At 69.6% G+C, this 24,039-nt stretch carries 21 protein-coding genes; 2 read left to right on the plus strand and 19 right to left on the minus strand.

Annotation, left to right across the window (positions count from 1 at the left end; genetic code table 11):
• From SMA5143A_RS09565 to SMA5143A_RS09620, 11 genes are all read right to left on the minus strand, one after another.
• On the minus strand, positions 1 to 830 hold an 830-nt coding region (locus tag SMA5143A_RS09565), incomplete at its 3' end, for a shikimate dehydrogenase (protein WP_107462466.1).
• Positions 827 to 2,656, minus strand: a complete 1,830-nt coding sequence (mltG, locus tag SMA5143A_RS09570; protein ID WP_107462467.1) for an endolytic transglycosylase MltG — start codon at positions 2,654 to 2,656, stop codon at positions 827 to 829. The genes mltG and SMA5143A_RS09565, both read right to left, overlap by 4 nt.
• A 124-nt stretch (positions 2,657 to 2,780) precedes the next feature.
• Positions 2,781 to 3,287 carry a Holliday junction resolvase RuvX gene (ruvX, locus tag SMA5143A_RS09580; RefSeq protein ID WP_045557237.1) on the minus strand — a complete coding sequence of 169 codons (507 nt, stop codon included), beginning with the start codon at positions 3,285 to 3,287 and terminating at the stop codon, positions 2,781 to 2,783.
• The gene (gene alaS, locus SMA5143A_RS09585; protein WP_107462468.1) at positions 3,284 to 5,956 is read right to left on the minus strand and encodes an alanine--tRNA ligase; all 2,673 of its coding nucleotides are present in this window, start codon (positions 5,954 to 5,956) and stop codon (positions 3,284 to 3,286) included. Before alaS ends, ruvX begins: the two co-directional genes overlap by 4 nt.
• Positions 5,956 to 6,330, minus strand: a complete 375-nt coding sequence (locus tag SMA5143A_RS09590; RefSeq protein ID WP_107462469.1) for a hypothetical protein — start codon at positions 6,328 to 6,330, stop codon at positions 5,956 to 5,958. Before SMA5143A_RS09590 ends, alaS begins: the two co-directional genes overlap by 1 nt.
• A 7-nt stretch (positions 6,331 to 6,337) precedes the next feature.
• Positions 6,338 to 6,820 carry a DUF948 domain-containing protein gene (locus tag SMA5143A_RS09595; RefSeq protein WP_107462470.1) on the minus strand — a complete coding sequence of 161 codons (483 nt, stop codon included), beginning with the start codon at positions 6,818 to 6,820 and terminating at the stop codon, positions 6,338 to 6,340.
• Between the two features lie 153 nt (positions 6,821 to 6,973).
• Positions 6,974 to 7,588, minus strand: a complete 615-nt coding sequence (gene rpsD, locus SMA5143A_RS09600) for a 30S ribosomal protein S4 (protein WP_055516776.1) — start codon at positions 7,586 to 7,588, stop codon at positions 6,974 to 6,976.
• Positions 7,589 to 7,888: 300 nt separating this feature from the next.
• A complete protein-coding gene (locus SMA5143A_RS09605) occupies positions 7,889 to 9,244 on the minus strand; it encodes a replication-associated recombination protein A (RefSeq protein WP_107462471.1) in 1,356 nt (451 codons plus the stop codon).
• Positions 9,245 to 9,292: 48 nt separating this feature from the next.
• A complete protein-coding gene (locus SMA5143A_RS09610; RefSeq protein WP_107462472.1) occupies positions 9,293 to 9,940 on the minus strand; it encodes a vitamin K epoxide reductase family protein in 648 nt (215 codons plus the stop codon).
• A 137-nt stretch (positions 9,941 to 10,077) separates the two neighbouring features.
• Positions 10,078 to 11,340, minus strand: a complete 1,263-nt coding sequence (hisS, locus tag SMA5143A_RS09615; RefSeq protein WP_107462473.1) for a histidine--tRNA ligase — start codon at positions 11,338 to 11,340, stop codon at positions 10,078 to 10,080.
• Between the two features lie 13 nt (positions 11,341 to 11,353).
• Positions 11,354 to 12,079, minus strand: a complete 726-nt coding sequence (locus tag SMA5143A_RS09620; protein ID WP_107462474.1) for an MBL fold metallo-hydrolase — start codon at positions 12,077 to 12,079, stop codon at positions 11,354 to 11,356.
• Positions 12,080 to 12,247: 168 nt separating this feature from the next.
• Between SMA5143A_RS09620 and SMA5143A_RS09625 the strand changes: the two genes are divergently transcribed.
• The gene (locus tag SMA5143A_RS09625; protein WP_107462475.1) at positions 12,248 to 13,084 is read left to right on the plus strand and encodes a peptidylprolyl isomerase; all 837 of its coding nucleotides are present in this window, start codon (positions 12,248 to 12,250) and stop codon (positions 13,082 to 13,084) included.
• A gap of 135 nt (positions 13,085 to 13,219) precedes the next feature.
• Positions 13,220 to 14,449 (plus strand): DUF349 domain-containing protein, encoded by a 1,230-nt coding sequence (locus tag SMA5143A_RS09630; protein ID WP_107462476.1) that lies wholly within the window; start codon positions 13,220 to 13,222, stop codon positions 14,447 to 14,449.
• A 79-nt stretch (positions 14,450 to 14,528) separates the two neighbouring features.
• On the opposite strand, the gene SMA5143A_RS09635 is transcribed toward SMA5143A_RS09630, so the two are convergent.
• From SMA5143A_RS09635 to ruvC, 8 genes are all read right to left on the minus strand, one after another.
• Positions 14,529 to 17,102, minus strand: coding sequence for a RelA/SpoT family protein (locus tag SMA5143A_RS09635; RefSeq protein WP_107462477.1), 2,574 nt, complete (start codon positions 17,100 to 17,102; stop codon positions 14,529 to 14,531).
• Between the two features lie 285 nt (positions 17,103 to 17,387).
• Entirely contained in the window at positions 17,388 to 17,927 is a 540-nt protein-coding gene (locus SMA5143A_RS09645; protein ID WP_099965497.1) for an adenine phosphoribosyltransferase, read from the minus strand.
• Positions 17,924 to 19,018 (minus strand): protein translocase subunit SecF, encoded by a 1,095-nt coding sequence (secF, locus tag SMA5143A_RS09650; protein ID WP_107462478.1) that lies wholly within the window; start codon positions 19,016 to 19,018, stop codon positions 17,924 to 17,926. The genes SMA5143A_RS09645 and secF overlap by 4 nt, the downstream gene beginning before the upstream one ends.
• A 1-nt stretch (position 19,019) precedes the next feature.
• Positions 19,020 to 20,804 (minus strand): protein translocase subunit SecD, encoded by a 1,785-nt coding sequence (gene secD / locus SMA5143A_RS09655; protein ID WP_107462479.1) that lies wholly within the window; start codon positions 20,802 to 20,804, stop codon positions 19,020 to 19,022.
• A 133-nt stretch (positions 20,805 to 20,937) separates the two neighbouring features.
• Positions 20,938 to 21,432: a preprotein translocase subunit YajC gene (gene yajC / locus SMA5143A_RS09660; RefSeq protein WP_055714942.1), complete on the minus strand. Its 495-nt coding sequence runs from the start codon at positions 21,430 to 21,432 to the stop codon at positions 20,938 to 20,940.
• A 174-nt stretch (positions 21,433 to 21,606) separates the two neighbouring features.
• Positions 21,607 to 22,677 carry a Holliday junction branch migration DNA helicase RuvB gene (gene ruvB / locus SMA5143A_RS09665; protein WP_107462480.1) on the minus strand — a complete coding sequence of 357 codons (1,071 nt, stop codon included), beginning with the start codon at positions 22,675 to 22,677 and terminating at the stop codon, positions 21,607 to 21,609.
• Positions 22,678 to 22,779: 102 nt separating this feature from the next.
• Positions 22,780 to 23,385 (minus strand): Holliday junction branch migration protein RuvA, encoded by a 606-nt coding sequence (ruvA, locus tag SMA5143A_RS09670; protein ID WP_107462481.1) that lies wholly within the window; start codon positions 23,383 to 23,385, stop codon positions 22,780 to 22,782.
• Positions 23,382 to 23,912 carry a crossover junction endodeoxyribonuclease RuvC gene (gene ruvC / locus SMA5143A_RS09675; protein WP_107462505.1) on the minus strand — a complete coding sequence of 177 codons (531 nt, stop codon included), beginning with the start codon at positions 23,910 to 23,912 and terminating at the stop codon, positions 23,382 to 23,384. The genes ruvA and ruvC overlap by 4 nt, the downstream gene beginning before the upstream one ends.
• Positions 23,913 to 24,039 lie beyond the last annotated feature (127 nt).

Here is a 24,039-nt window from a genome sequence, read left to right on the forward strand (position 1 = left end):
TCGGCCAGCGCCCGCTCGCCCGCCTGCCGCATCGCGCCCACCGGGGCAGCCTTGCAGCCGGTCATCTGCTCGACCTGGAGAACCGCCTGGTGGACCAGCAGGTCGAGTCCGCTGACCACGGCACCGCCGTACGCGGACCAGCGCGCCGCCAGCTCCGTGGGCCAGGGGTGGTACAGCACGTCGAACAGCGTCGTCGGCCGCTCCGGTACGGCCCCGGACAGGGCGTCCGTGGCCCCGGCCGGCGTCGTGGCGATCACCAGCGGAGCGCTCAGCGCCTGCTCGGCGTCCGCCCAGTCCGCCGTCCGCACCTCGACGTCCAGCCACTCGCCCCACTGCCGCATCTCGGCGGCCCGGGCGTCACTGCGCACGTACGCCACGACCTCACCGGTGCAGATCCGCGCGAGCGCGGCCAGCGCGGACGACGCGGTGGCCCCGGCGCCGAGGATCGCGGCGGACTCGACCTGCTCGATTCCCCGCTCCCGCAGGGCGGCGACCATGCCGGGGATGTCGGTGTTGTCACCGATCCGCCGCCCGTCCTCGCCGAACACCAGCGTGTTGACCGCCTCCACCGATCTCGCCGTCTCGCTGATCTCGTCCAGCAGCGGCATGACGGCCCGCTTCAGCGGCATCGTCAGCGACAGCCCCGCCCACTCCGGCCCGAGCTGCTCGACGAACGCGGGCAGCGCCTCCTCGTCGACCTCGAACCTGTCGTACGTCCAGTCGGTGAGCCCGAGTTCGGCGTAAGCGGCCCGGTGCAGGACGGGAGAGAGCGAGTGAGCGATCGGCGAACCGAGCACGGCGGCACGGTGCTTGCTGGTGGTGCGGCTCATTGTGCGTTCTGCGCTTCCTGGTACTTCCTGCGGTTCCGGTTGTGCTCTTCGTTGGTCACGGCGAACAACGTCTCGTCCTCGTTGATGGAGACGAAGTAGTACCAGCCACCCTTGGCGGGATCGAGGGCTCCCTCGATCGCCTCGTCACCGGGGTTCCCGATCGGCCCGGGCGGCAGCCCCTTGATCTTGTACGTGTTGTACGGGTCGTTGATCCGGCGCAGCGAGTCGACCGACCCCGTCGCCAGCTTGGATTCACCGCGCAGGTAGTTCACCGTGGAGTCGAAGTCGAGGAGACCGAAGGTCTCCTGGTTGGTCGGCTCAAGGCGGTTGTAGACGACCCGCGCGATCTTCCGGAAGTCCTTCTTGTTGTTGCCCTCGGCCTGGACCAGGCTCGCCACCGTGACCACCTGGAGCGGACTCTCCAGCTTGAGGCCCTTCGCCTTGCCTTCCAGGTCGAACTGCTCGTACTTCGCCTTCGCGAGGTCGACCATTTCCTTCAGGACGTCCTTGGGCTTCATCCCCTTGGCCACCGGATAGGTGGACGGGTAGAGGAATCCTTCCAGCGGATCCTTGATGTCCTTGTTGTCGTTCGCCCACTTGGGAAGCCCGAGCTTCGACCACTCCTTCTCGGCGACGTCGGCGGTGGTGCCCTTCTTGATCCCGAGTTCCTTGTCGATCAGGACGTAGACCTGGGCGTTCCGGAGACCTTCCTGGACGGTGAAGTTGTTCTGGCTCTTGGGGTCGAGCATCAGGGCGAGGGCACTCTTGGCGGACATCTCCTTCTTGAGGACGTAGACGCCCACCTGGATCTGCGGCTTCGAGGGATCGTTCGCCAGCGCGGTGGTGAACGCTTCCACGCTTTCGACGACCCCCGCGTCCTTCAGCTTCTGCCCGATCACCGAGCCGAATTCGCCCTTGTCGACCGTGATCGTGACCGTCTCGTTCGTGCCGGATCCCGCGTAATCGGGAGCCTCGCCGAAACGGCTTTGGTAGAACTGGTACCCGAAATAGCTGACGCCCGCGAAACCACCGCCGAGGACCACGACGACCACCAGGCAGGCGATGCCGCTACGGCGCTTCTTGCCGCCCTTGCCCGACTTCCCGGACTTGCCCCCGCGCCCTTTGCGTTCGCTCCGGCTGCCGCGCTCCTCGGCTTCGTCGTCCTCGTCATCCGCGCCACCCGCGCCACCCGCGCCACCCGCGCCACCCGCGCCACCCGCGAAGAACGCGAGCTCGCCCTGGTCCGGTCCGGGGTCCCAGTCGGTGCGCTCGCCGGCCTGCTGCTCCTCGCGCTCGGGCGCAGCCGGTGCCGTCGGCGCGGGTGCCGGTTCCGCGGCACGACGGGACGGCGGCTCCGGCGGCTGATACGCGTCGGGCGTGGCGTAGAAGTCCTGCTGACCGCCGCCGTAGGCCGCCGCCTGCTGCTGTCCGTACGGGTCGGAGGGGTCGGGGGTGTAGGCGCCCTGCGCGTGCGGGTGCGAGCCGTTCGCCCAGCCGCCGTCGGCCTGGCCGTAGTGCTGCTGGTCATGGCCGGGGTACTGCTGCTGGTGCTGGCCGGCGTACTGCTGCTGTCCCGGGTCGCCGTACTCCTGCTGGTACTGCTGCTGGGCGTAGGCGTCCTGCTGGCCGTTGCCCCAACCACCGTTGCCGTTGCCGTCGGCGTACTGCTGGTACTGCTGCTGCTCGGGGTAGTGCTGGTGTGGCTGGCCGTCGTAGGGGGCCTGCTGGCCTGCCTGGGCCTGCTGCCCGCCCCATCCGCCGTCCCCGTACAACGGGTCGTCCGGATGCCACGGTTCGGAGCCCGGGCCCCGGCCATACTCAGTCATCGATCCCCTAGAGCCGCGAGGCGGCGGTCACGCGGGGCCTGTGGCTCGGCTGTCGTCCCCGCCTCTTTCTGTGCGGTGGCTGTTCGAAGGCCACCGCATCGCGCGGAACGTTACCGTATCGCGATCAGATGACCACTTCGACGCCCTCGCCCGGAGCTTTGCCTGACATCCGTTCGGATTCCAACGCCTGTTGCAGGATGATCACGGCCGCTGCCTGGTCGATGACCGACCTGCCTTTTTTGGATTTCACACCCGAGGCACGCAGCCCTTGACCGGCCGTCACCGTGGTCATCCTCTCGTCGATGAGCCTGACCGGAACGGGCGCGATCATGCGGGCCAACTCCTGGGCGAAACCCCGTACCTTGACGGCCGCCGGACCCTCTCCGCCTTTCAGAGAGCGTGGCAGCCCGACGATTACTTCGATAGGTACGTATTCGTCGACCAGTTGTCTCAATCGCCTCTGTGCCGCCGGGACATCGCGTCCGGGAACCGTCTCGACGGGGGTGGCGAGGATCCCGTCGGGGTCGCAGGAGGCGACCCCGATACGGGCGTCCCCGACGTCGATCGCGAGGCGACGGCCGCGGCGCAGGGCCGGGCCGTCACCTTCGCTCGTGTGATCCGTGGTGCTCACTTGGCCGTCTCGGCGACCAGGCGCTCCACCGCGTCCACGGCCTCACCGATGGCGGCCGGGTTCTGGCCGCCGCCCTGGGCGACGTCCGGCTTGCCGCCGCCACCGCCGCCGAGGGTCTTGGCGGCCGTGCGGACCAGGTCGCCGGCCTTCAGACCCCGCTCACGGGCGGCCTCGTTGGTGGCGATGACCGTCAGCGGCTTGCCGTTCGCCGTGGTGAACAGGGCGACCACGGCGGCCCGACCGCCCTGGATGCGTCCGCGCACGTCGAGCACCAGCTTGCGGAGATCGTCGGCGGTCGTGCCGTCCGGGACCTGACCGGTCACCAGCGCGACACCGCGAACGTCCTTGGCGGACTCGGCGAGCCCGGCGGCGGCCTGCAGCACCTTCTCGGCGCGGAACTTCTCGATCTCCTTCTCGGCGTCCTTCAGCTTGCCGAGCATGGCGGAGACCTTCTCCGGGAGCTCCTCCGGACGGCCCTTGATCAGCTCCTGGAGCTGGGCGACGACCGTGTGCTCGCGGGCGAGGAAGTTGTAGGCGTCGACACCGACGAGGGCCTCGATACGGCGCACACCGGAACCGATCGAGGACTCGCCCAGCAGCTTGACCAGGCCGAGCTGAGAGGTGTTGTGCACGTGCGTGCCGCCGCACAGCTCCTTGGAGAAGTCGCCGATGGTCACGACGCGCACGCGCTCGCCGTACTTCTCGCCGAACTCGGCGATGGCGCCCTGCTTCTTGGCCTCGTCGATGCCCATGACATCGGCGCGCACGTCGAGATCGCGGGCCAGCACCTCGTTGATCTTCTGCTCGACATCGGTCATCACGGCCGTCGGTACGGCGGACGGGGAACCGAAGTCGAAGCGGAAGCGGCCGGGCTGGTTCTCGGAACCGGCCTGGGCGGCCGTCGGGCCGAGGGCGTCGCGCAGGGCCTGGTGGGTGAGGTGGGTGGCGGAGTGGGCGCGGGCGATGGCCGTGCGGCGGCGGGCATCGATGGAGGCCTGGGCCTTGGCGCCGACGGTCACCTCGCCGACCTGGACGACGCCCTTGTGGACGTAGACACCCGGGACCGGCTTCTGGCAGTCGCGGATCTCGACGACGGCACCGGAGTCGATCCTGATCCGGCCGGTGTCGCCGATCTGGCCGCCGCCCTCGGCGTAGAACGGGGTGCGGTCGAGGACGATCTCGACCTCGTCGCCCTCGGTGGCGGCGGGCGAGGAGACACCGTCGACGAGGATGCCGACGACCGTGGACTCGCCCTGGGTGCTGTCGTAGCCGATGAATTCGGTCTCGCCGGCGTTGTCGGCGATCTCGCGGTAGGCGCCGAGGTCGGCGTGGCCGGTCTTCTTGGCCTTGGCGTCGGCCTTGGCGCGGTCCCGCTGCTCCTTCATCAGGCGGCGGAAGCCGTCCTCGTCCACGGACAGGCCCTGCTCGGCGGCCATCTCCAGGGTGAGGTCGATCGGGAAGCCCCAGGTGTCGTGGAGCAGGAACGCCTTGTCGCCGGAGAGGACCTGGCCGCCGGCCTGCTTGGTCTCGGTGACGGCGGTGTCGAGGATGTTGGTGCCGCCCTTGAGGGCCTTGAGGAAGGCGGCCTCCTCGGCGAGGGCCACCGTCTCGATGCGCTTGCGGTCGGTGACGAGCTCCGGGTACTGCTGGCCCATCATGCCGATGACGACGTCGATGAGGTCCTGGACGACCGGGCCGGTGGCGCCGAGGAGACGCATGTTGCGGATGGCGCGGCGCATGATGCGGCGCAGGACGTAGCCACGGCCCTCGTTGCCGGGGGTGACGCCGTCACCGATGAGCATCACGGCGGTGCGGATGTGGTCGGTGACCACGCGCAGGGAGACGTCGGAGTCCTTGGCGTCGCCGTAGCGGACGCCGGTGAGCTCGGTGGCCTTGTCGATGACGGCCATGGAGGTGTCGATCTCGTACATGTTCTGCACGCCCTGCAGAATCATGGCGAGGCGCTCCAGGCCGAGGCCCGTGTCGATGTTCTTGCTGGGCAGCTCGCCGAGGATCTCGAAGTCCTCCTTCGAGGTGCCCTCGCCGCGCTCGTACTGCATGAAGACCAGGTTCCAGATCTCCACGTACCGCTCGTCGTTGACGGCCGGGCCGCCCTCGACGCCGAACTCGGGGCCGCGGTCGTAGTTGATCTCGGAGCACGGGCCGCACGGGCCGGGGACGCCCATGGACCAGTAGTTGTCCTTCATGCCGAGGCGCTGGATGCGCTCCTTGGGCACGCCGATCTGCTCGTGCCAGATGCGCTCGGCCTCGTCGTCGTCCTTGTAGACGGTGATCCAGAGCTTCTCCGGCTCCAGGCCGTAACCACCCTTGTCCTGGGGGCTGGTGAGCAGCTCCCAGGCGTGCTTGATGGCGCCTTCCTTGAAGTAGTCGCCGAAGGAGAAGTTGCCGCACATCTGGAAGAACGTGCCGTGCCGGGTGGTCTTGCCGACCTCTTCGATGTCCGGCGTACGGACGCACTTCTGCACGCTGGTGGCGCGGGCGAAGGGGGGCTTGACCTCACCGAGGAAGTACGGCTTGAAGGGGACCATGCCCGCGTTGACCAGGAGCAGAGTCGGGTCGTCCGCGATGAGCGACGCCGAAGGGACAACGGTGTGACCGCGCTCCTCGAAGAAGCTCAACCAGCGGCGACGAATCTCGGCCGACTCCATCAGTGGTCCTCATTCCGGTTGTACGGGTACGACGAGTTGTCGACGTACCTCGGATTCCTGCTGTACTTCGGGGTGTTGCTGTTCTCGATGGCGACGACGCGCCGGGGGGCCGGGAGTTCCGGAAGGCGATCGGGGTTGGCCTCGATACCGAGGGCCTCGCCCAGTTCGGCCTCCCGCTGGGCCATGTTGTCGCGGACGTCGAGCGCGAAGCCGACCGCCCGGTCCTTGAGCTTGTGGCCCGCCTCGATCGCCTTGTTCGCCGCCTGGGTGGCGAGGTGTTCGGGCGTGAGCTGCTTCAGCTTGCGGTTGACCTTGGTGGTCGCCCACACTCCGGCGGCGACACCGGTGGTGAACCAGAACGTACGGCGGAACATCGCTCGGTCAGTCCTTCTTTCCACGGGTGCTGCGCTTGCTCCGACGGGCCCCCGGGACCGTGCGGCCCACGATCACCGTACGCCGCTGGTCCCCGGGCGCCTCGCCCTCGCGGCGGCCGCCGAGGGCCCGGCGCACGCCGTAGCCGAAGGCGGCGACCTTGACGAGGGGGCCGCCGAAGGTGGAGGCGACGGTGGTGGAGAGCGCCGAGGCGTTCGACGTGACCTCCTGGACGTCGGACGCGATGGCGTCGACCCGGTCGATCTGGGTCTGCGCGGAGCGGACGGCGGTGGAGGCGTCGGCGAGCAGGGGCACGGCCTGGTCGGTCACGTCCGCGACCAGTTTGGTGGTCGCCTTGAGCGTCTGGGCCAGCCTCGCCAGCGCGACGGCGAGGAAGGAGACCAGGATCGCCCAGAAGACGGCCACCAGGATCCCGGCCACCTCTCCACCGGACACTGTGTGCCACCCGCTCCCTGAGACATGCCTGAACATCGAGAAGTCGTGTCCCGAGCCTATCGCGCCGGGACGGTCACTCCGAACCCCATTAACGCCCACCGCAGAAGGCGAGAGCCCGCCGTCCCGCCCGCCGGAAGAGGCGGGAGGACGACGGGCTGACGCGTGGTCCGTACTACGTCCGTCGAAGGATCAACGGGCGTAGTACTCGACGACGAGCTGCTCGTCGCAGATGACCGGGACTTCCTTGCGGTTGGGCTCGCGGTCCAGGCGGAACGCCAGGGCCTTGAGGTTCACCTGGAGGTAGCGCGGGGTCTCACCGTCCGCGGCGAAGCCACCCTCGCGGGCGACCTCGAACAGCGGCTTCTGACGGCTGCGCTCACGGACCATGACGACGTCGTCCGGCTTGACGCGGAAGGACGGCTTGTCGACCTTCTGGCCGTTGACCTCGATGTGGCCGTGGACGACCATCTGGCGGGCCTGGTAGATCGTGCGGGCGATGCCCGAACGCAGGACCAGCGCGTCGAGACGGCGCTCGAGCTCGATGATCAGGGCCTCACCGGTCTTGCCCTGGACCTTGGAGGCACGCTCGTAGGCGCGGACGAGCTGGCGCTCGGACACGTCGTACTGCGCGCGCAGACGCTGCTTCTCGAGCAGACGGACCTTGTAGTCCGAGTTCTGCTTGCGGCCGCGGCCGTGCTCGCCCGGCGGGTAGGGACGGGCCTCGAAGTACTTGACGGCCTTCGGGGTCAGCGCGATGCCGAGGGCACGCGACTTCTTGACCTTGGGGCGGGACTGGTTCGCCACTGTTCTTCCTTTTCCTGTGTTCGGCTGCCTCAGGGTTACGGGAGGTCGCATCCGCAGCCGGGGATTCCCGTCAAATCCACGAGGGACTTCCGGGCAGCCGCTCCCTGGTCTGGGCACATACGTGCAGCACACGAACGGCCCACCGACCGGTCCCGGGAATCCGGGTGGTGGTGGGCGGCCCGCGACACCTACGACGGTGCGCGACGCTCCTGGATCCGAGGATCCGGCTGGATGTCCCGCCTGAGGCGCCGACCGGAGCCGGACACGGGACGCAGCACTGAAGGGCAGTCTACAGGGGGTTCATGACTGCTTACGACCGAGGCGCTTCCTGGTCCACTCCACGGCGTCCGCGTACCGGGCCTCAGCCCCGTGGCGGGTCGGGGTGTAGTAGGCGCGGTCCTTGAGGGCGTCCGGCGCGTACTGCTGGGCGGCGATCCCCTCGGGCAGGTCGTGCGGGTACACATATCCCTGGGCGTGGCCGAGCTTGGCCGCGCCCTTGTAGTGGCCGTCCCGCAGGTGGGGCGGCACCGGGCCGGCCAGCCCCTTGCGGACGTCCTCCAGGGCGGCGCCGATGGCGGTGGTCGCGGCGTTCGACTTGGGGGCGAGGGCCAGGGCGATGGTGGCGTGGCTGAGGGTGAGCGCCGCCTCCGGGAAGCCGATCATGGCGACGGCCTGGGCGGCGGCGACGGCTATGGACAGGGCGTTCGGGTCGGCGAGGCCGATGTCCTCGCTGGCGGAGATCATCAGGCGGCGGGCGATGAAGCGGGGGTCCTCGCCGGCCTCGATCATGCGGGCCAGGTAGTGCAGCGCGGCGTCGACGTCGGAGCCGCGGATGGACTTGATGAGGGCGCTGGCCACGTCGTAGTGCTGGTCGCCGTCGCGGTCGTACTTCACGGCGGCCCGGTCGACGGTCTCCTCCAGGGTCGTCAGGCCGATCTCCTCCTCCCCCTTGTCGAGGGCGGCGCCGGCCGCGGCCTCCAGGGCGGTCAGGGCGCGCCGGGCGTCGCCGCCGGCGATGCGCAGGAGGTGGGCCTCGGTGTCCTCGGGGAGGGTGACGGCGCCCTTGAGGCCGCGTTCGTCGGTGAGGGCCCGCTGGAGGAGGCCGCGCACGTCGTCGTCGGTGAGGGGTTCGAGGGTGAGGAGCAGGGAGCGGGAGAGCAGGGGGGAGATCACCGAGAAGTACGGGTTCTCCGTGGTCGCGGCGATCAGGGTGACCCAGCGGTTCTCGACGGCCGGGAGGAGGGAGTCCTGCTGGGCCTTGCTGAAGCGGTGGATCTCGTCGAGGAAGAGGACGGTCTCCTTGCCGAAGCCGCCGGTGGCACGGCGGGCGCCGTCGATGACCGCGCGGACCTCCTTGACGCCGGCGGTGATCGCGGAGAGCTCCACGAAACGCTTGTTGGTGGCCTTGGAGACGACGTACGCGAGGGTCGTCTTGCCCGTGCCGGGCGGGCCCCAGAGGATCACCGAGGAGGGCCCGGCGGGTCCGCCGCCGGACTCGCCGACCAGTCTGCGCAGGGGTGAGCCGGGCTTCAGCAGATGCTGCTGGCCCACGACCTCGTCGAGGGTGCGCGGACGCATCCGCACGGCCAGGGGGCTGGCGGCCGGGTCCTTCTCCTGGCGTTCTTCGGCGGCGGCGGTGAACAGATCGGGCTCCACACTTCCGGAGCCTACGTCAGAGGTACGACACTCCCCGCCGCGACCGCGTCAGGCCCAGAGGTTGGCGCCCCACCGGGTCAGGATCAGCATGCCGATGACGCCCACGTGGGTGACCGGCAGGACCCAGGTGAACTCGCCGAGGAACCGCTTCAGCCAGCCGGGGGCGGGCAGGAAGTCGTGGCGGACGTTGAACGAGGTCACGTACCAGAACATGGTGATCGTCGCGACCCAGGCCAGCGAGCACCACAGGCACAGCGCGTTGATCCGGTACAGGGACTGGAACTGCAGCCAGGTGCAGAAGGCGACGCCGAAGAGGGTGCCGCCGTTGAGGGTCAGCCAGTACCAGCGGGGGAAGCGGGCGCGGGCGAGCAGGCTCATGCCGACGCAGATGACGATGCCGTAGGCGACGAGGCCGAGCATCGGGTTGGGGAAGCCGAAGACGGAGGCCTGCTTGCTCTCCATGACGCTGCCGCAGGAGACGACCGGGTTGAGGCTGCACCCGGGCGTGAACGTCTCGCCCGCGACCTTGGCTTCGAGGATCTTGAACTTGTCGATCGTGATGACCCACGCGGCGAGCAGTCCGGCCGCGCCGGTGAGCACCAGCATGAACGCGAAGGCACGGCCGGCGCCCACCGTGCGCGGGGCGTCGTGGTGTTCGGGTTCTGTGGAGACGTCCCTGACTGTCGTCTTGCTCATCACGTCGTATCCGTAGGGTCGAAGGGGCCTCTGGGGCACGGTCATTGTGCCGTACACCCTCGCGCGTCCACCGTTCGCTGGACATAAATGTCGCCCCCGTCGCCCTGATCGGGCGACGGGGGCGGCATCGGCTTGACTCAGCCCAGTCGGGCTTCCAGCTCGGCCACGATCTCGTTCACGCCGATCGCCACCTGCTCGCCGGACTCCATGTCCTTGAGCTGGACGACACCTTCGGCGAGGTCCCGCTCCCCCGCGACGATCGTGTAGCGGGCGCCGCTGCGGTTGGCGTTCTTCATCGCGCCCTTGAGGCCCTTCCCGCCGTACGAGAAGTCGGCCGCGATGCCCACCTTGCGCAACTCGGTGACCTTGGCGAACAGGACCCTGCGGGCCTCCTCGCCGAGCGGGACGGCGAACACGCTGGTGGAGGAGGGGAGTTCGAGCTCGACGCCCTCCGCTTCCAGGGCGAGGACCGTGCGGTCGACGCCGAGGGCCCAGCCGACGGACGGCAGCGCGGGGCCGCCGATCATCTCGGACAGACCGTCGTAGCGGCCGCCGCCGCCCACCGCGGACTGGGAGCCGAGGCCGTCGTGGACGAACTCGAAGGTCGTGCGCGTGTAGTAGTCCAGGCCGCGGACCAGCTTGGGGTCGTCCTCGAAGGAGACGCCCGCCGCCGTGATCAGCTCGCGCACCTCCTCGTGGTACGCCTTGCAGCCGTCGCACAGGTAGTCACGCAGCAGCGGGGCGTCACCGAGCTGCTTCTGCACCGACTCGCGCTTGTCGTCGAGGACGCGGAGCGGGTTGATGTCCGCCCGGCGCAGCGTGTCCTCGTCGAGGTCCAGGCCGCGCAGGAAGTCCTGCAGCGCGGCCCGGTAGACGGGACGGCACTCCTTGTCGCCGAGGCTGTTCAGCAGGATGCGGAAGTTCCTCAGGCCGAGCGAGCGGTACGCCTGGTCGGCCAGGATGATCAGCTCGGCGTCCAGCGCCGGGTCCTCGGCGCCGATGGCCTCGGCACCGACCTGGGAGAAGTGGCGGTAGCGGCCCTTCTGGGGGCGTTCGTAGCGGTAGTAGGAGCCCGAGTACCAGAGCTTGACCGGGAGGTTGCCCGCCTTGTGCAGGTTGGCCTCCAGGGCCGCGCGCAGCACGGAGGCGGTTCCCTCCGGGCGCAGGGCCAGCTTGGTGCCGCCCTTGGTCTCGAAGGCGTACATCTCCTTGGTCACGATGTCGGTGGACTCCCCGACACCGCGCGCGAACAGCTCGACGCTCTCGAAGCCGGGCGTCTCGATGTAGCCGTAGCCGGAGTTGCGCAGCGGCGCGGCGATGGCCTCGCGGACGGCCAGGTACTTGGCGCTGTCCGGGGGCAGCAGGTCGTACGTGCCCTTGGGGGCCTGGAAGGTGCTCACGGAAGGTCTCTCGTCACATTCCTCGTCGGGGAGGGGTCGTCGGACCCGTTCCGCGTTCTTGGCGGCCTCCGGCCGCCATCTGCCGCAGATACGGGTTCGTGGCGCGCTCCTGGCCGATGGTCGTCTGGGGGCCGTGGCCGGACAGCACCACGGTCGAGTCGTCGAGCGGCAGGCACACGCGGGCCAGCGAGTCGAGCATCTCGGCCATGTCACCGCCGGGCAGGTCGGTGCGTCCGATGGAGCCGGCGAACAGCAGATCCCCGGAGAAGAACACGGAGGGGATCTCCGTGGTCTCGGGCATCCGGAAGGTCACCGACCCCTTGGTATGGCCGGGCGCGTGCGCGACGGACAGCTCCAGACCGGCCAGCTCCAGCTTCGAGCCGTCGGTCAGCTCCTTGACGTCGCCGGGCTCGCCGATGGTCAGCTCGCCCATGAGCGGCATGCCGATGGAGCGGCCGAGCGCCTTCTCGGGGTCACTCATCATGTACCGGTCCTCGGGGTGGATCCACGCCGGTACGTCGTGCGCGCCGCAGACCGGGACGACCGAGGCCACATGGTCGAGGTGGCCGTGGGTGAGGACGACGGCGACGGGCTTGAGCCGATGCTTCTTCAGCGTCTCCTCGACTCCCTGGGTGGCCTGGTGGCCCGGGTCGATGATCACGCACTCCTCACCGGCGGCGGGGGCGACCAGATAACAGTTGGTCCCCCAGGCCCCGGCGGGGAACCCGGCAATGAGCACGATCGTCCTTCTTGTGTCGTACGAGGGGTGGGTTGCTGTGGATCAGAGCCTACCGGCGCTGCCGTTTCCTCAGCGAACCCATATACGGTACGGGTCACACACAATCAGTCGGCTCACGAGACGCACGACGGACCCGTCGACGTACGAGACGCATAGGGAGAGAACCCGGTGGTCAGCCAGGAGCAGCGGCGGCGTCAGCTCGCCCGGGAGAAGTTCTTGCGGCAGCAGCAGCGGCGTACCCAGGCCCGGCGCAAGGCACATGTCCGCAACGCCGTGATCGCCTCGGTTCTCGGCGTGATCCTGGTCGGCAGCCTCGCGCTGTACACGACCGGGGTCCTGAAGGACGACGGCAAGAAGGAGAACGCGAGCTCGGAGGTGTCGCCCAGCCCCAAGCCCAGCAAGGCGCCGGATCCGTGCGAGAAGCCGGCCGCGGGCAAGGTGAAGGAACTCACCTTCAAGAAGGAACCCGCGATCACCATCGACAAGACCGCGACGTACACGATGGACCTGCAGACGACCTGCGGTGCCATCGGGATAACGATGGACGCGGCGAAGGCCCCGCACACCGTCAACTCGTTCGACTTCCTGGTGAACAAGGGCTACCTGGACCACACCAAGTGCCACCGTCTCACCACGCAGGGCATCTACGTGCTCCAGTGCGGTGACCCGAAGGGCACCGGCATGGGCGGCCCCGGCTACACGATCCCGGACGAGAACCTGAAGGACGCGCGCCTGAAGGGCAACTCGTACCCGGCGGGCACGGTCGCGATGGCGAACCAGTTCAACGCTCAGACCGGGGAGGGCAAGAACAGCGGCGGCAGCCAGTTCTTCCTGGTGTTCCAGGACAGCCCGCTGCCGGCCAACTACACCCCGTTCGGCACGGTCACCAAGGACGGCATGAAGGTCCTGAAGAAGATCGCCGACGCGGGTGAGAACACGGGCATGGGTGATGGGACGCCCAACGCGACCGTGGTGATCAACAAGGCGACTGTCAAGAAGTCCTGACCGCCAACAGCGAAAATCCGGTCGCGCGGGATGCGGACAGGCAACCCGCTGGTCGCCTATGTTGGCCGTGACGAAACTGTGGACGATGCCCGGGGGAGCCAAGGCCCCCCGCAGGCATCATGTGGAGGAGGCGCTGTGAGCAGCGACCCGTGGGGCCGCGTCGACGAGACGGGGACCGTGTACGTGCGTACGGCCGACGGCGAGCAGGTCGTCGGTTCCTGGCAGGCCGGCTCCCCCGAGGAGGCGCTGGCCTACTTCGAGCGCAAGTACGAGGGCCTGGTCGTCGAAATCGGCCTCCTCGAGAAGCGGGTGAAGACCACCGACCTGTCGGCGAAGGACGCCCAGGCCGCGATCGACCACATTCGCGAGCAGGTGGACGCGCATCACGCGGTCGGTGACCTGGACGCGCTCAAGGTGCGGCTGGACAAGCTCGTCGAGACCGTCGAGGCGCGCCGTGAGGAGCGCAAGCAGCAGCGGGCGAAGCAGTCCGACGAGGCGCGGCACGCCAAGGAGGCGCTGGTCACCGAGGCGGAGGAGCTGGCGCAGTCGGACCAGTGGCGGGCGGCCGGTGAGCGGCTGCGCGCCCTGGTGGACACCTGGAAGGGCCTGCCGCGGCTCGACCGGAAGTCCGACGACGAGCTCTGGCACCGCTTCTCGCACGCCCGGTCGGCGTTCTCCAAGCGCCGCAAGGCCCACTTCGCGCAGCTCGACGCGCAGCGCGAGGAGGCCCGCAAGACGAAGGAGAAGCTGGTCGCCGAGGCCGAGGCGCTGTCGAACTCGACGGACTGGGGCCCCACGGCCGCGCGCTACCGCGAGCTGATGGCCGACTGGAAGGCGGCGGGCCGCGCCCAGCGCGAGCACGAGGACGACCTGTGGAACCGCTTCCGCGGCGCCCAGGACGTGTTCTTCGCCGCCCGCAGCTCGGTGTTCGCCGAGCGTGACGCCGAGCAGTCGGAGAACCTCAAGCTCAAGGAGGAGCTGGCCGGCGAGGCGGAGAAGATCCTTCCGGTGACCGACCTGAAGGCGGCCCGTGCGGCCTTCCGCGCGGTCAACGAGCGGTGGGAGGCCATCGGCCATGTGCCGCGCGACGCCCGCCCGAAGGTGGAGGGCCGGATGCACGCGGTCGAGCGGGCCATCCAGGAGGCCGAGGAAGCGGAGTGGCGCCGGACGAACCCGGAGGCCCGCGCTCGCGCGGCCGGTCTCACGGGCCAGCTCCAGGCCGCCGTGGACAAGCTGAAGGGCCAGATCGAGCAGGCCCGCGCCCAGGGCAACAACGCCAAGGCCGACAAGCTCCAGCGTGAGCTGGACGGCCGCCAGGCGCTGCTGGACCAGGCGCTGAAGGGTCTGCAGGAGTTCGGCGGCTGACGCCGCGTGCTCGACGACGAGTGAGGGGCTCCCGTACGCACCGTACGGGAGCCCCTCACTCGTTTCCGGTCCGCTCGGGTCAGCCGGGCCTGCGTGCCGACGTCACCCGGTACACGTCGTAGACGCCCTCCACTCCCCTGACGGCCTTCAGGACGTGGCCCAGGTGCTTCGGGTCGCCCATCTCGAAGGTGAAGCGGGAGGTGGCGACGCGGTCGCGGGAGGTCTGGACGGCCGCCGACAGGATGTTGACGTGCTGGTCGGACAGGACGCGGGTGACGTCCGACAGCAGCCGGGAGCGGTCCAGGGCCTCGACCTGTATGGCGACGAGGAAGACCGAGGACTGGGTGGGTGCCCACTCGACCTCGAGGATGCGCTCGGGTTCCCGGGACAGCGACTCGACGTTGACGCAGTCGTTGCGGTGGACCGAGACGCCGCTGCCGCGGGTGACGAAGCCGATGATGGGGTCGCCGGGGACGGGGGTGCAGCAACGGGCCAGCTTGACCCAGACGTCGTCGACGCCCTTGACGACGACACCGGGGTCGTTGCTGCCGCGCCGCTTGCGGCGGTTGCGGGTGGGCGGTACCGACTCGTCGATCTCCTCGGTGGCCGCCTCCTCGCCGCCGAGTGCCTGGACGAGCTTCTGCACGACGCTCTGCGCGGAGACATGGCCCTCGCCTATGGCGGCGTACAGGGCGGAGATGTCCGGGTAGCGCATCTCGTGCGCGAGGGTGACCAGGGAGTCGCCGGTGAGGATGCGCTGGATCGGCAGGTTCTGCTTGCGCATGGCGCGGACGATGGCGTCCTTGCCCTGTTCGATGGCCTCGTCGCGGCGCTCCTTGGAGAACCAGGCGCGGATCTTGTTGCGGGCGCGGGGCGACTTCACGAAGCCCAGCCAGTCGCGGGAGGGGCCCGCGCCGGCCGCCTTGGAGGTGAAGACCTCCACCAGGTCGCCGTTGTCGAGGGTGGACTCCAGGGGCACCAGGCGGCCGTTGACGCGGGCGCCTATGGTGCGGTGGCCGACCTCGGTGTGCACCGCGTACGCGAAGTCGACGGGCGTGGCACTGGCCGGCAGCGCTATGACGTCGCCCTTCGGGGTGAAGACGAAGACCTCGTTGCGGGACAGGTCGAAGCGCAGGGACTCCAGGAACTCGCCCGGGTCCTCGGTCTCCTTCTGCCAGTCCAGCAGCTGGCGCAGCCACGCCATGTCGTTGAGGTGGTCGTCCTTGCCGGTGCTCCGGGGGGCGTCCGTGCGCACCTTGGAGGCGCCGGCGACGGCCTCCTGCTTGTACTTCCAGTGCGCGGCGATGCCGTACTCGGCGCGGCGGTGCATGTCGAACGTGCGGATCTGGAGTTCGACGGGCTTGCCGTTGGGCCCGATGACCGTCGTGTGCAGCGACTGGTACATGTTGAACTTGGGCATCGCGATGTAGTCCTTGAACCGCCCCGGAACCGGGTTCCAGCGGGCGTGGACGGTGCCCAGGGCCGCGTAGCAGTCGCGGACGGTGTCCACCAGGACGCGGATGCCGACCAGGTCGTAGATCTCCGCGAAGTCACGGCCGCGGACGATCATCTTCTGGTAGACGCTGTAGTAGTGCTTGGGGCGGCCGGTGACGGTCGCCTTGATCCGGGCCGCGCGCAGGTCCTGCTGCACCTCGTCGGTCACTATGGCGAGGTACTCGTCGCGCTTGGGGGCACGCTCGGCGACGAGGCGGACGATCTCGTCGTACATCTTGGGGTAGAGGATCGCGAAGGCGAGGTCCTCCAGCTCCCACTTGATGGTGTTCATGCCCAGGCGGTGGGCGAGCGGCGCGTAGATCTCCAGGGTCTCGCGCGCCTTCTTCTCCTGCTTCTCGCGCTTGAGATAGCGCATCGTGCGCATGTTGTGCAGGCGGTCGGCGAGCTTGATGACCAGGACGCGGGGGTCCTTGGCCATGGCGACGACCATCTTGCGCACGGTCTCGGCCTGGGCGGCCTCGCCGAACTTGACCTTGTCCAGCTTGGTGACGCCGTCGACGAGGAGGGCGACGGAGTCACCGAAGTCGCGGCGGAGCTGGTCGAGGCCGTACTCGGTGTCCTCGACCGTGTCGTGCAGCAGGCCCGCCATCAAGGTGGCCGGATCCATGCCCAGCTCGGCGAGGATCGTGGTCACCGCGAGGGGGTGGGTGATGTACGGGTCGCCGCTCTTGCGCTTCTGGCCCCGGTGCCAGCGCTCGGCGACCTGGTAGGCCTTCTCGATCTGGCGGAGCGTCGACGTCTCGATCTTCGGGTCGTTGCTGCGCACGATCCGCAGCAGCGGCTCCAGGACCGGGTTGTACGGGTTGGAGCGCTGCACGCCGAGCCGGGCGAGCCGGGCGCGGACGCGGTTGGAGGAGCCGGAGCGGGCTGGCTGGCCGGGGGCGGCGGAGCGGGCCGGGGGCGCCGGGGTGGGTGCGGGGCGCTCGGGCGCCTTGTCCGCGCCCGTCCGGCCGGAGTCGGCGGGGGCGGGCTTGGGGCGCGACGGCTCGGCGGCCTTGTCGGCGGGCGCGGACTGGGCGTGCTCGACGGAGCCCTGCGCGGGGTTTGTCGCCTGCGTCGCGTTCTGCGCGGGCTTGGCCGCGGGGCCCGAGGCGGACTCGGGCTTGGCGGCGGTCAGGTGCTGGGCCTCGTCTGCCAAGAGGGCTCCTCGTGCGCGATCCGGGTCCCCCGGTCAGGCTCCGGAGCACCCATGGTAGCGATCCTGCGCTCCGGCCTCGCCTTCAGGCCAGTGTGAGACCCGTCCTCCGGTGAAACGCGAGAGGCGGGCGCCGGATTCCTCCGGGCCCGCCTCGGGGTGCGCGCCGTGGTCGGTCACCGCACGTCAGGCGTCGGCGCCACGTGAGCACCGGGGCACCCACATGGAACGGGCGCCCCGGGGACGAATCCCGGGGCGCCCGTTCCGGATGGGGTCGCGCGAACCGTCTCAGACGGTGATCAGCGCCTCCAGCGGCGCTCCGCCGAGCGCCGGCTCCAGACGCTGCCGTCCGGCCAGGAACGCCAGCTCCATCAGCACCACGACGCCCGCCACATCGGCGCCCGCGCGGCGGATCAGCTGAAGGGAGGCCTCGGCGGTGCCGCCGGTGGCGAGGACGTCGTCGATGACCATGACGCGGTCGCCCGCGACGAGGTCCTCGGCGTGCACCTCGATCTCGGCGGAGCCGTACTCCAGGTCGTACGCCTGGCTGAGCGTCGCTCCGGGGAGCTTGCCCGCCTTGCGTACGGGGATGAAGCCGACGCCGGCCCGGACGGCGGCCGGGGCGCCCAGGATGAAGCCGCGGGCCTCCAGGCCGACGATCTTCGTGGCGCCGTGCCGCACGGTGACCTCGGCCAGCGCGTCCGTCAGCGCGGTGAACGCCGCCGGGTCGGCCAGCAGCGGGGTGATGTCCTTGAACATCACGCCCGGCTCGGGGTAGTCCGCGACATCACGGATGCGGCTGAGCAGCAGCTCCTTGATGTCGGTCATCGCCGCTTACCGCCCCGGCCCCGGCTGCGGGCCCCGGACTGGGAGCGCGGCCCGACCACGGCGGGGGTCGCGTCCTCGCGCTGGTCCCCGTGGGTGCCGTCGGCGGCGGTCTCCACCGTCTGCTCCGCCTGGGCGCGCTTGGCGAGGACCCGCTTCTTCAGGGCCTTCATCTGCGGCTCGCGCTCCTTGAGGTCGGCGACGAGCGGCGTGGCGATGAAGATCGAGGAGTACGCGCCGGCCGCGAGACCGACGAACAGCGACAGCGAGATGTCGTTGAGCATGCCCGCGCCGAGGACACCGCCACCGATGAAGAGCAGACCGGCGACCGGCAGCAGCGCGACCACCGTGGTGTTGATGGACCGCACCAGGGTGCTGTTGATCGAGCGGTTGGCGATGTCGCTGTAGGTCCAGCGGGTCTGCTTGGTGATGTCCTTCGTCTGCTCCTTGAGGCTGTCGAAGACGACGACCGTGTCATAGAGCGAGTAACCGAGGATGGTCAGCAGACCGATCACCGTACCCGGCGTCACCTCGAAGCCGACGAGGGCGTAGATGCCGACGGTGATGGTGATGTCGTGGATCAGGGCGACGAACGCGGCGACGGCCATGCGCCACTCGAACGCGATCGCCAGGTAGATCACCACCAGCACCAGGAAGATCGCGAGACCCTGCCAGGCCTTGTTGGCGATCTGGTCGCCCCAGCTGGGTCCGACCAGCTCGGCGCTGATCTTGTCCGCGTCGAGCTTGAGGTCCTCGGCGATGTCCTGCTTGATCTGGTCGGCCTGGCCGGTGTCCACACCGGAGACCTGGATCCGCAGGGCGCCGGTGCCGAGTCCCTGCACGATCGCGTCGTGGCCGGACGCCTTCTCCGCGGCCTCCTCCGCCTGGGTGGCGGAGACGCTGGTCTTCGGGGTGGTGAAGACGGCACCGCCCTGGAACTCGATGCCCATGTTCATGCCGCGCACCGCCAGGCCGAGGATGGCCGTGATGGTGATCAGGATGGAGACCGCGTACCAGATCTTGCGGTTGCCGACGAAGTCGTAGCCGACCTCGCCGCGGTGGAGTCGTGCTCCGAGGTCACCGAGCTTGGACATCTCAGGCCTCCTTCGGGTCGGCGGGGGCGGGACGGCGCGTGCGGCGCAGCGGGGGCTGCACACCCAGGCTCTTCGGGTCGAGGCCGGACCAGCGGTGGCCGCCTGCGAAGAACTTCCTGCGGGCCATCAGCGTCAGCAGCGGCTTGGTGAAGAAGAACACCACGACGACGTCGAGCAGGGTGGTCAGGCCGAGCGTGAACGCGAAGCCCTGGACCTTGCCGACGGTGACCACGAAGAGCACCGCGGCGGCGAGGAACGACACGAAGTCGGAGACCAGGATGGTGCGTCGGGCACGCGGCCAGGCGCGCTCGACGGCCGGACGGAGCGTACGGCCCTCGCGGATCTCGTCCCGGACGCGTTCGAAGTACACGATGAACGAGTCCGCCGTGATACCGATCGCGACGATCGCGCCGCACACCGCCGGCAGGTTCAGCGCGAAGCCGATGGCCGGGCCGAGCAGCGACATGATCACGTAGGTGAGCGCCGCGGAGACGAGCAGCGAGGCGATCGCGATGAACGACAGGCCGCGGTAGTACACGAGCAGGTAGAGCACGACCAGGGCGAGCCCGATGGCGCCGGCGATCAGACCGGCGTGCAGCTGCTCACCGCCGAGCGCGGCGTCCACCGTGGTGACGCTGGACTCCTTGAAGGTCAGCGGGAGCGCGCCGTACGACAGCATGTTGGAGAGGTTCTGGGCCTCTTCCTGGGTGAAGCTGCCGGAGATCTCGGCCTTGCCGCCGGTGATCGGGCCGTTCACCTCGGGGTGCGAGACCACCTCGTCGTCCAGGACGATCGCGAACTGGTTCTGCGGGGAGGGCTGGCTGGAGAGCTTGGTGGTGACGTCGAGGAACTTCTTGCTGCCCTGGGAGTCGAAGTCCATGACGACCTTCCACCCGCCCGCGTTCTGGGTGTCGAGGATCGCCTGCGCCTTGGTGATCTCCGTGCCGTCGACGCCGACCGGGCCGAGCAGGAACTTGCTCCAGACGTTCGGGGCTTCCTCACCGCAGGCGATGATGGGCTGGTCGTTCTTGCCCTTGCCGGCCGTGGCCCGCTGCTTGGGGTCGCTGCAGTCGAGCTTCGCGTACGCCGCTTCCAGGTCCTGGGTGGCCTTGTCGGCACTCGGGGTGGGGGTGGGCGAAGCCTTGTCGGAGGCCTTCGGGGAGCCGGAGCCGCTCGGGGTCGGCGTCGGGTCGGCCTTCAGCGCGTCGGTGACGGCGCGGCCCTGCGAGGTCGCGGAGCCCGTCGGGCTCGGGGACTCGGGAGAGGTCGCCTTGTCGGTGCCGTTGTCCGCGTTCTTGTCGCCGGACTTCGACGGGCTCGGCGAGGCGCTGCCACTGGCGTCACCGCTCGGCGGGGTCGTCGGTTGGGCCGCGGCTCCGCTGCCCTCGACCTTCACGACGGGGCGGAAGTAGAGCTTCGCGGTGGTGCCGACCTGGTCCCGGGCTTCCTCGGAGTCCGTGCCCTTGGGGATGTTGACAATGATGTTCTCATTGCCCTGGGTCTGCACTTCCGCCTCGGAGACGCCCAGACCGTTGACACGGCGGTTCATGATCTCGACCGCGGTGTCCATGTTGGTCTTGTTGATCGCGTTGGGCTGGCCGGGCTCGTTGATCGCCGTCAGCGTGATGCTCGTACCACCGGCGAGGTCGATGCCGAGACGCGGCTTGGTGTGTCCGGAGGCAAACATTCCCCCAGTGAGCGCCACGATGGCGATCAGGATGAGGGCCAGCGCGCGCCCAGGCTTGCTCTGGGCGCTGGCGCTCCGGCCCTTCTTCGGTGCTGCCACCTTCTCGTACTCCCTCTCGGGCCGCCGTGCGCGGGGTCAGCGCGGGGGCGGCCATGACTGGTGTCGGGAATCCGGGCGAGAACGGCACGTGCCCGGGGCGCGGGCGGTTCTCGCCCGTGCTCCCGGGACGTGACTACTTCGCGTCGGACTCGCCGTCTGTCTTCTTCGGCTCTGCTTCGTCGGCCTTCGCCTCGACGGTCTCGTCGGTCGCGTCGTCGGACACGTCCTTCTTGCCGAGGTCGATGGGCTTGTCGTCGGAAGCGGCGGAAGCGTCGTCGGAGGGCTCGTCGGTCTCGGTGAGGGAGGAGGCGTCGTCAGGGACGACGTCGGACTTCAGGTCGTGCTCGATGCCGTGGACGATGCGGTTGTACTCCTCGTCGCTGAGGACGGCACCGATGGCGTTCTTCGCGAACAGCAGCTCGACGCCCGGCCCGGCGTCGAGGAGGACCGTGTCCTCGCTGACCTCCTTGACCGTCGCATACATGCCCCCGATCGTGCGGACGCCGGAACCGGGCTGCATCTGGTTCCGCATGTCGACGGCCTGCTGCTGCTTCTTCTTGGCCGATCGGGTCATCAGGATCATGGCCCCGATGAGCACGATGAACGGGAGGAGGGTCACGAGACTCACGGGTCGGAACTTCCTTCACACGACCGCGATGGCGAGCGGCCTGATGGTTGGGGGTATGTGTGCTGCCGACAAGGGCGGCATCGGCGGAGTCTAAGCGAGTCCACCGTGATGGAACAACGCACAGCATGTCACCGTGGTTCCTTGCCGGGCGAGTACCGCGCCGTCACGAGACGGTCACGCCCCGAAGAGGTCCTGTTGTCCGTTTGCGCCGGTCGTGCCGCGTGGCGGGGTGAGTCCGAGGTGGGTCCAGGCGGCGGGGGTGGCGACCCGTCCACGGGGGGTACGGGCGAGCAGTCCCTCGCGGACGAGGAAGGGTTCGGCGACCTCCTCGACGGTCTCGCGCTCCTCCCCCACGGCGACGGCGAGGGTGGACAGGCCGACCGGTCCGCCGCCGAAGAGCTTGAGCAGGGCCTCCAGGACACCGCGGTCGAGACGGTCGAGACCGCGGGCGTCCACCTCGTAGACGGCGAGGGCCGCGGCGGCGATCTCGCGCGTGATGTTCCCGTCGGCCTTGACCTGCGCGTAGTCGCGGACGCGGCGCAGCAGGCGGTTGGCGATACGGGGCGTGCCGCGGGAACGGCCGGCGATCTCGGCGGCGCCCTCCGGGTTGATCTCCACGTCGAGGAGGTTCGCTGAGCGGTGGATGACCCGTTCCAGTTCGGCGGGTTCGTAGAACTCCATGTGCGCGGTGAAGCCGAAGCGGTCGCGCAGCGGCGGCGGCAGCAACCCCGCGCGGGTGGTGGCGCCGACCAGGGTGAACGGGGGGAGTTCCAGCGGGATGGCGGTGGCGCCGGGGCCCTTGCCGACGATGACGTCGACCCGGAAGTCCTCCATCGCCATGTACAGCATCTCCTCGGCGGGCCGGGACATGCGGTGGATCTCGTCGAGGAAGAGGACCTCGCCCTCCTGGAGGGAGGAGAGGATCGCGGCCAGGTCGCCCGCGTGCTGGATGGCGGGGCCGGAGGTGATGCGGATGGGGGCGCCCATCTCGGCCGCGATGATCATGGAGAGGGTGGTCTTGCCGAGGCCCGGGGCGCCGGAGAGCAGGACGTGGTCGGCCGTCGCCCCGCGCGCCCGTGCGGCCCGCAGGACGAGGTCGAGTTGTTCGCGGACCTTCTCCTGGCCGATGAACTCGTCCAGGTCCTTGGGGCGCAGGGCCGCCTCGACGGCCTGGTCCTCACGGTCGGCGACAGAACCCACCAGGCGGTCGGGGGCGGTGTCGTCGGTCGTGTCGTCCCAGTTCATTGCGTGTGCCTCGCGGGTCGCGGTCGGATGGAGCGGAAGGGGGGCGGCGGCCCGTCCAGTGATGTACGGGCGCTTCAACAGGGCGGTCGCGCAACAGGGCGGTCAGCGGGCTCTGTTCAGAGTCTGGAGGGCGGCCTTGAGCAACTGGCCCACCTGGGGCGTGCCTTCGGCGGCCTCGGCCTGGGGGGCGACGGCCGACACGGCCTCGTCGGCCTCACGGGTCGCGTAGCCGAGGCCGATCAGGGCCGCGTGCAGCTGGTCGCGCCAGCCCTGGGTGACCGGGGCGCCGATCGCGGGGGCGCCGATCGGTTCGCCGAGGCGGTCCTTCAGTTCCAACAGCAGCTTCTGGGCGCCCTTCTTGCCGATGCCGGGGACGGCGATCAGCGCCTTCTCGTCGCCGGTCGACACGGCCCGGCGCAGGGCGTCGGGGGTGTGCACGGCCAGCATCGCCTGGGCGAGGCGGGGGCCGACGCCGCTCGCGGTCTGGAGCAGTTCGAAGACCTGGCGCTCGTCGTCGTCGACGAAGCCGTACAGCGTGAGGGAGTCCTCACGGACGACCAGGGAGGTGGCGAGCTTGGCCGGCTGACCCGTGCGGAGCCCGGACAACGTGTTCGGCGTGCACTGGACCGCGATGCCGATCCCACCGACCTCGACCACCGCGGAGTCCGGAGCCAGGGCGGCGACCGGGCCGCTGACGAAGGCGATCATGACGTACGGCCTTTCGATGCGTGCAGGGCCACGGCCTGCTGGAGGCGGTTCTGAGCGGGGGCCCGCCAGATGTGGCAGATGGCGAGGGCGAGGGCGTCGGCGGCGTCCGCCGGCTTCGGGGGCGCGTCGAGCCGCAGCAGACGGGTGACCATGGCACCGACCTGGGCCTTGTCGGCGCGGCCGCTGCCGGTGACGGCGGCCTTGACCTCGCTGGGGGTGTGCAGGGCGACCGGGATGCCGCGGCGGGCCGCGCACAGCATGGCGACGGCGCTGGCCTGGGCGGTGCCCATGACCGTGCGGACGTTGTGCTGGCTGAACACCCGCTCCACTGCGACGAATTCGGGGCGGTGCTCGTCGAGCCACTGCTCGATGCCCTGCTCGATCGCGACGAGGCGGTGGCCCAACTCGGCATCCGAGGGCGTACGGACGACACCGACGCCGAGCATGGTGAGCGGCCGTCCGGCGACGCCCTCGACCACACCGACACCGCACCGCGTCAGTCCGGGGTCCACCCCGAGTACACGCACCACGCCCCCTCCCACTCGATCTCCCCCAGCTACCGCTGGGAGGTGCCCCCAGTTTGTGCAGGCTATCTGCTGCCACCGACAACGGCGGCGGGCCGGTGGGTGTGTCCCACCGGCCCGCCCGATCCGC

This window comes from Streptomyces sp. MA5143a (genome assembly GCF_900290235.1).
Lineage (GTDB): Bacteria > Actinomycetota > Actinomycetes > Streptomycetales > Streptomycetaceae > Streptomyces.

What these genes read in the sequence shown, in the direction of transcription:
- mltG (WP_107462467.1), bottom strand. Translation starts at nt 2,656, where the DNA reads ATGACTGAGTATGGCCGGGGCCCGGGCTCCGAACCGTGGCATCCGGAC.
- alaS (WP_107462468.1), bottom strand. Translation starts at nt 5,956, where the DNA reads ATGGAGTCGGCCGAGATTCGTCGCCGCTGGTTGAGCTTCTTCGAGGAG.
- SMA5143A_RS09590 (WP_107462469.1), bottom strand. Translation starts at nt 6,330, where the DNA reads ATGTTCCGCCGTACGTTCTGGTTCACCACCGGTGTCGCCGCCGGAGTG.
- SMA5143A_RS09595 (WP_107462470.1), bottom strand. Translation starts at nt 6,820, where the DNA reads ATGTTCAGGCATGTCTCAGGGAGCGGGTGGCACACAGTGTCCGGTGGA.
- SMA5143A_RS09610 (WP_107462472.1), bottom strand. Translation starts at nt 9,940, where the DNA reads ATGAGCAAGACGACAGTCAGGGACGTCTCCACAGAACCCGAACACCAC.
- SMA5143A_RS09645 (WP_099965497.1), bottom strand. Translation starts at nt 17,927, where the DNA reads ATGACCGACATCAAGGAGCTGCTGCTCAGCCGCATCCGTGATGTCGCG.
- secF (WP_107462478.1), bottom strand. Translation starts at nt 19,018, where the DNA reads ATGTCCAAGCTCGGTGACCTCGGAGCACGACTCCACCGCGGCGAGGTC.
- ruvB (WP_107462480.1), bottom strand. Translation starts at nt 22,677, where the DNA reads ATGAACTGGGACGACACGACCGACGACACCGCCCCCGACCGCCTGGTG.
- ruvA (WP_107462481.1), bottom strand. Translation starts at nt 23,385, where the DNA reads ATGATCGCCTTCGTCAGCGGCCCGGTCGCCGCCCTGGCTCCGGACTCC.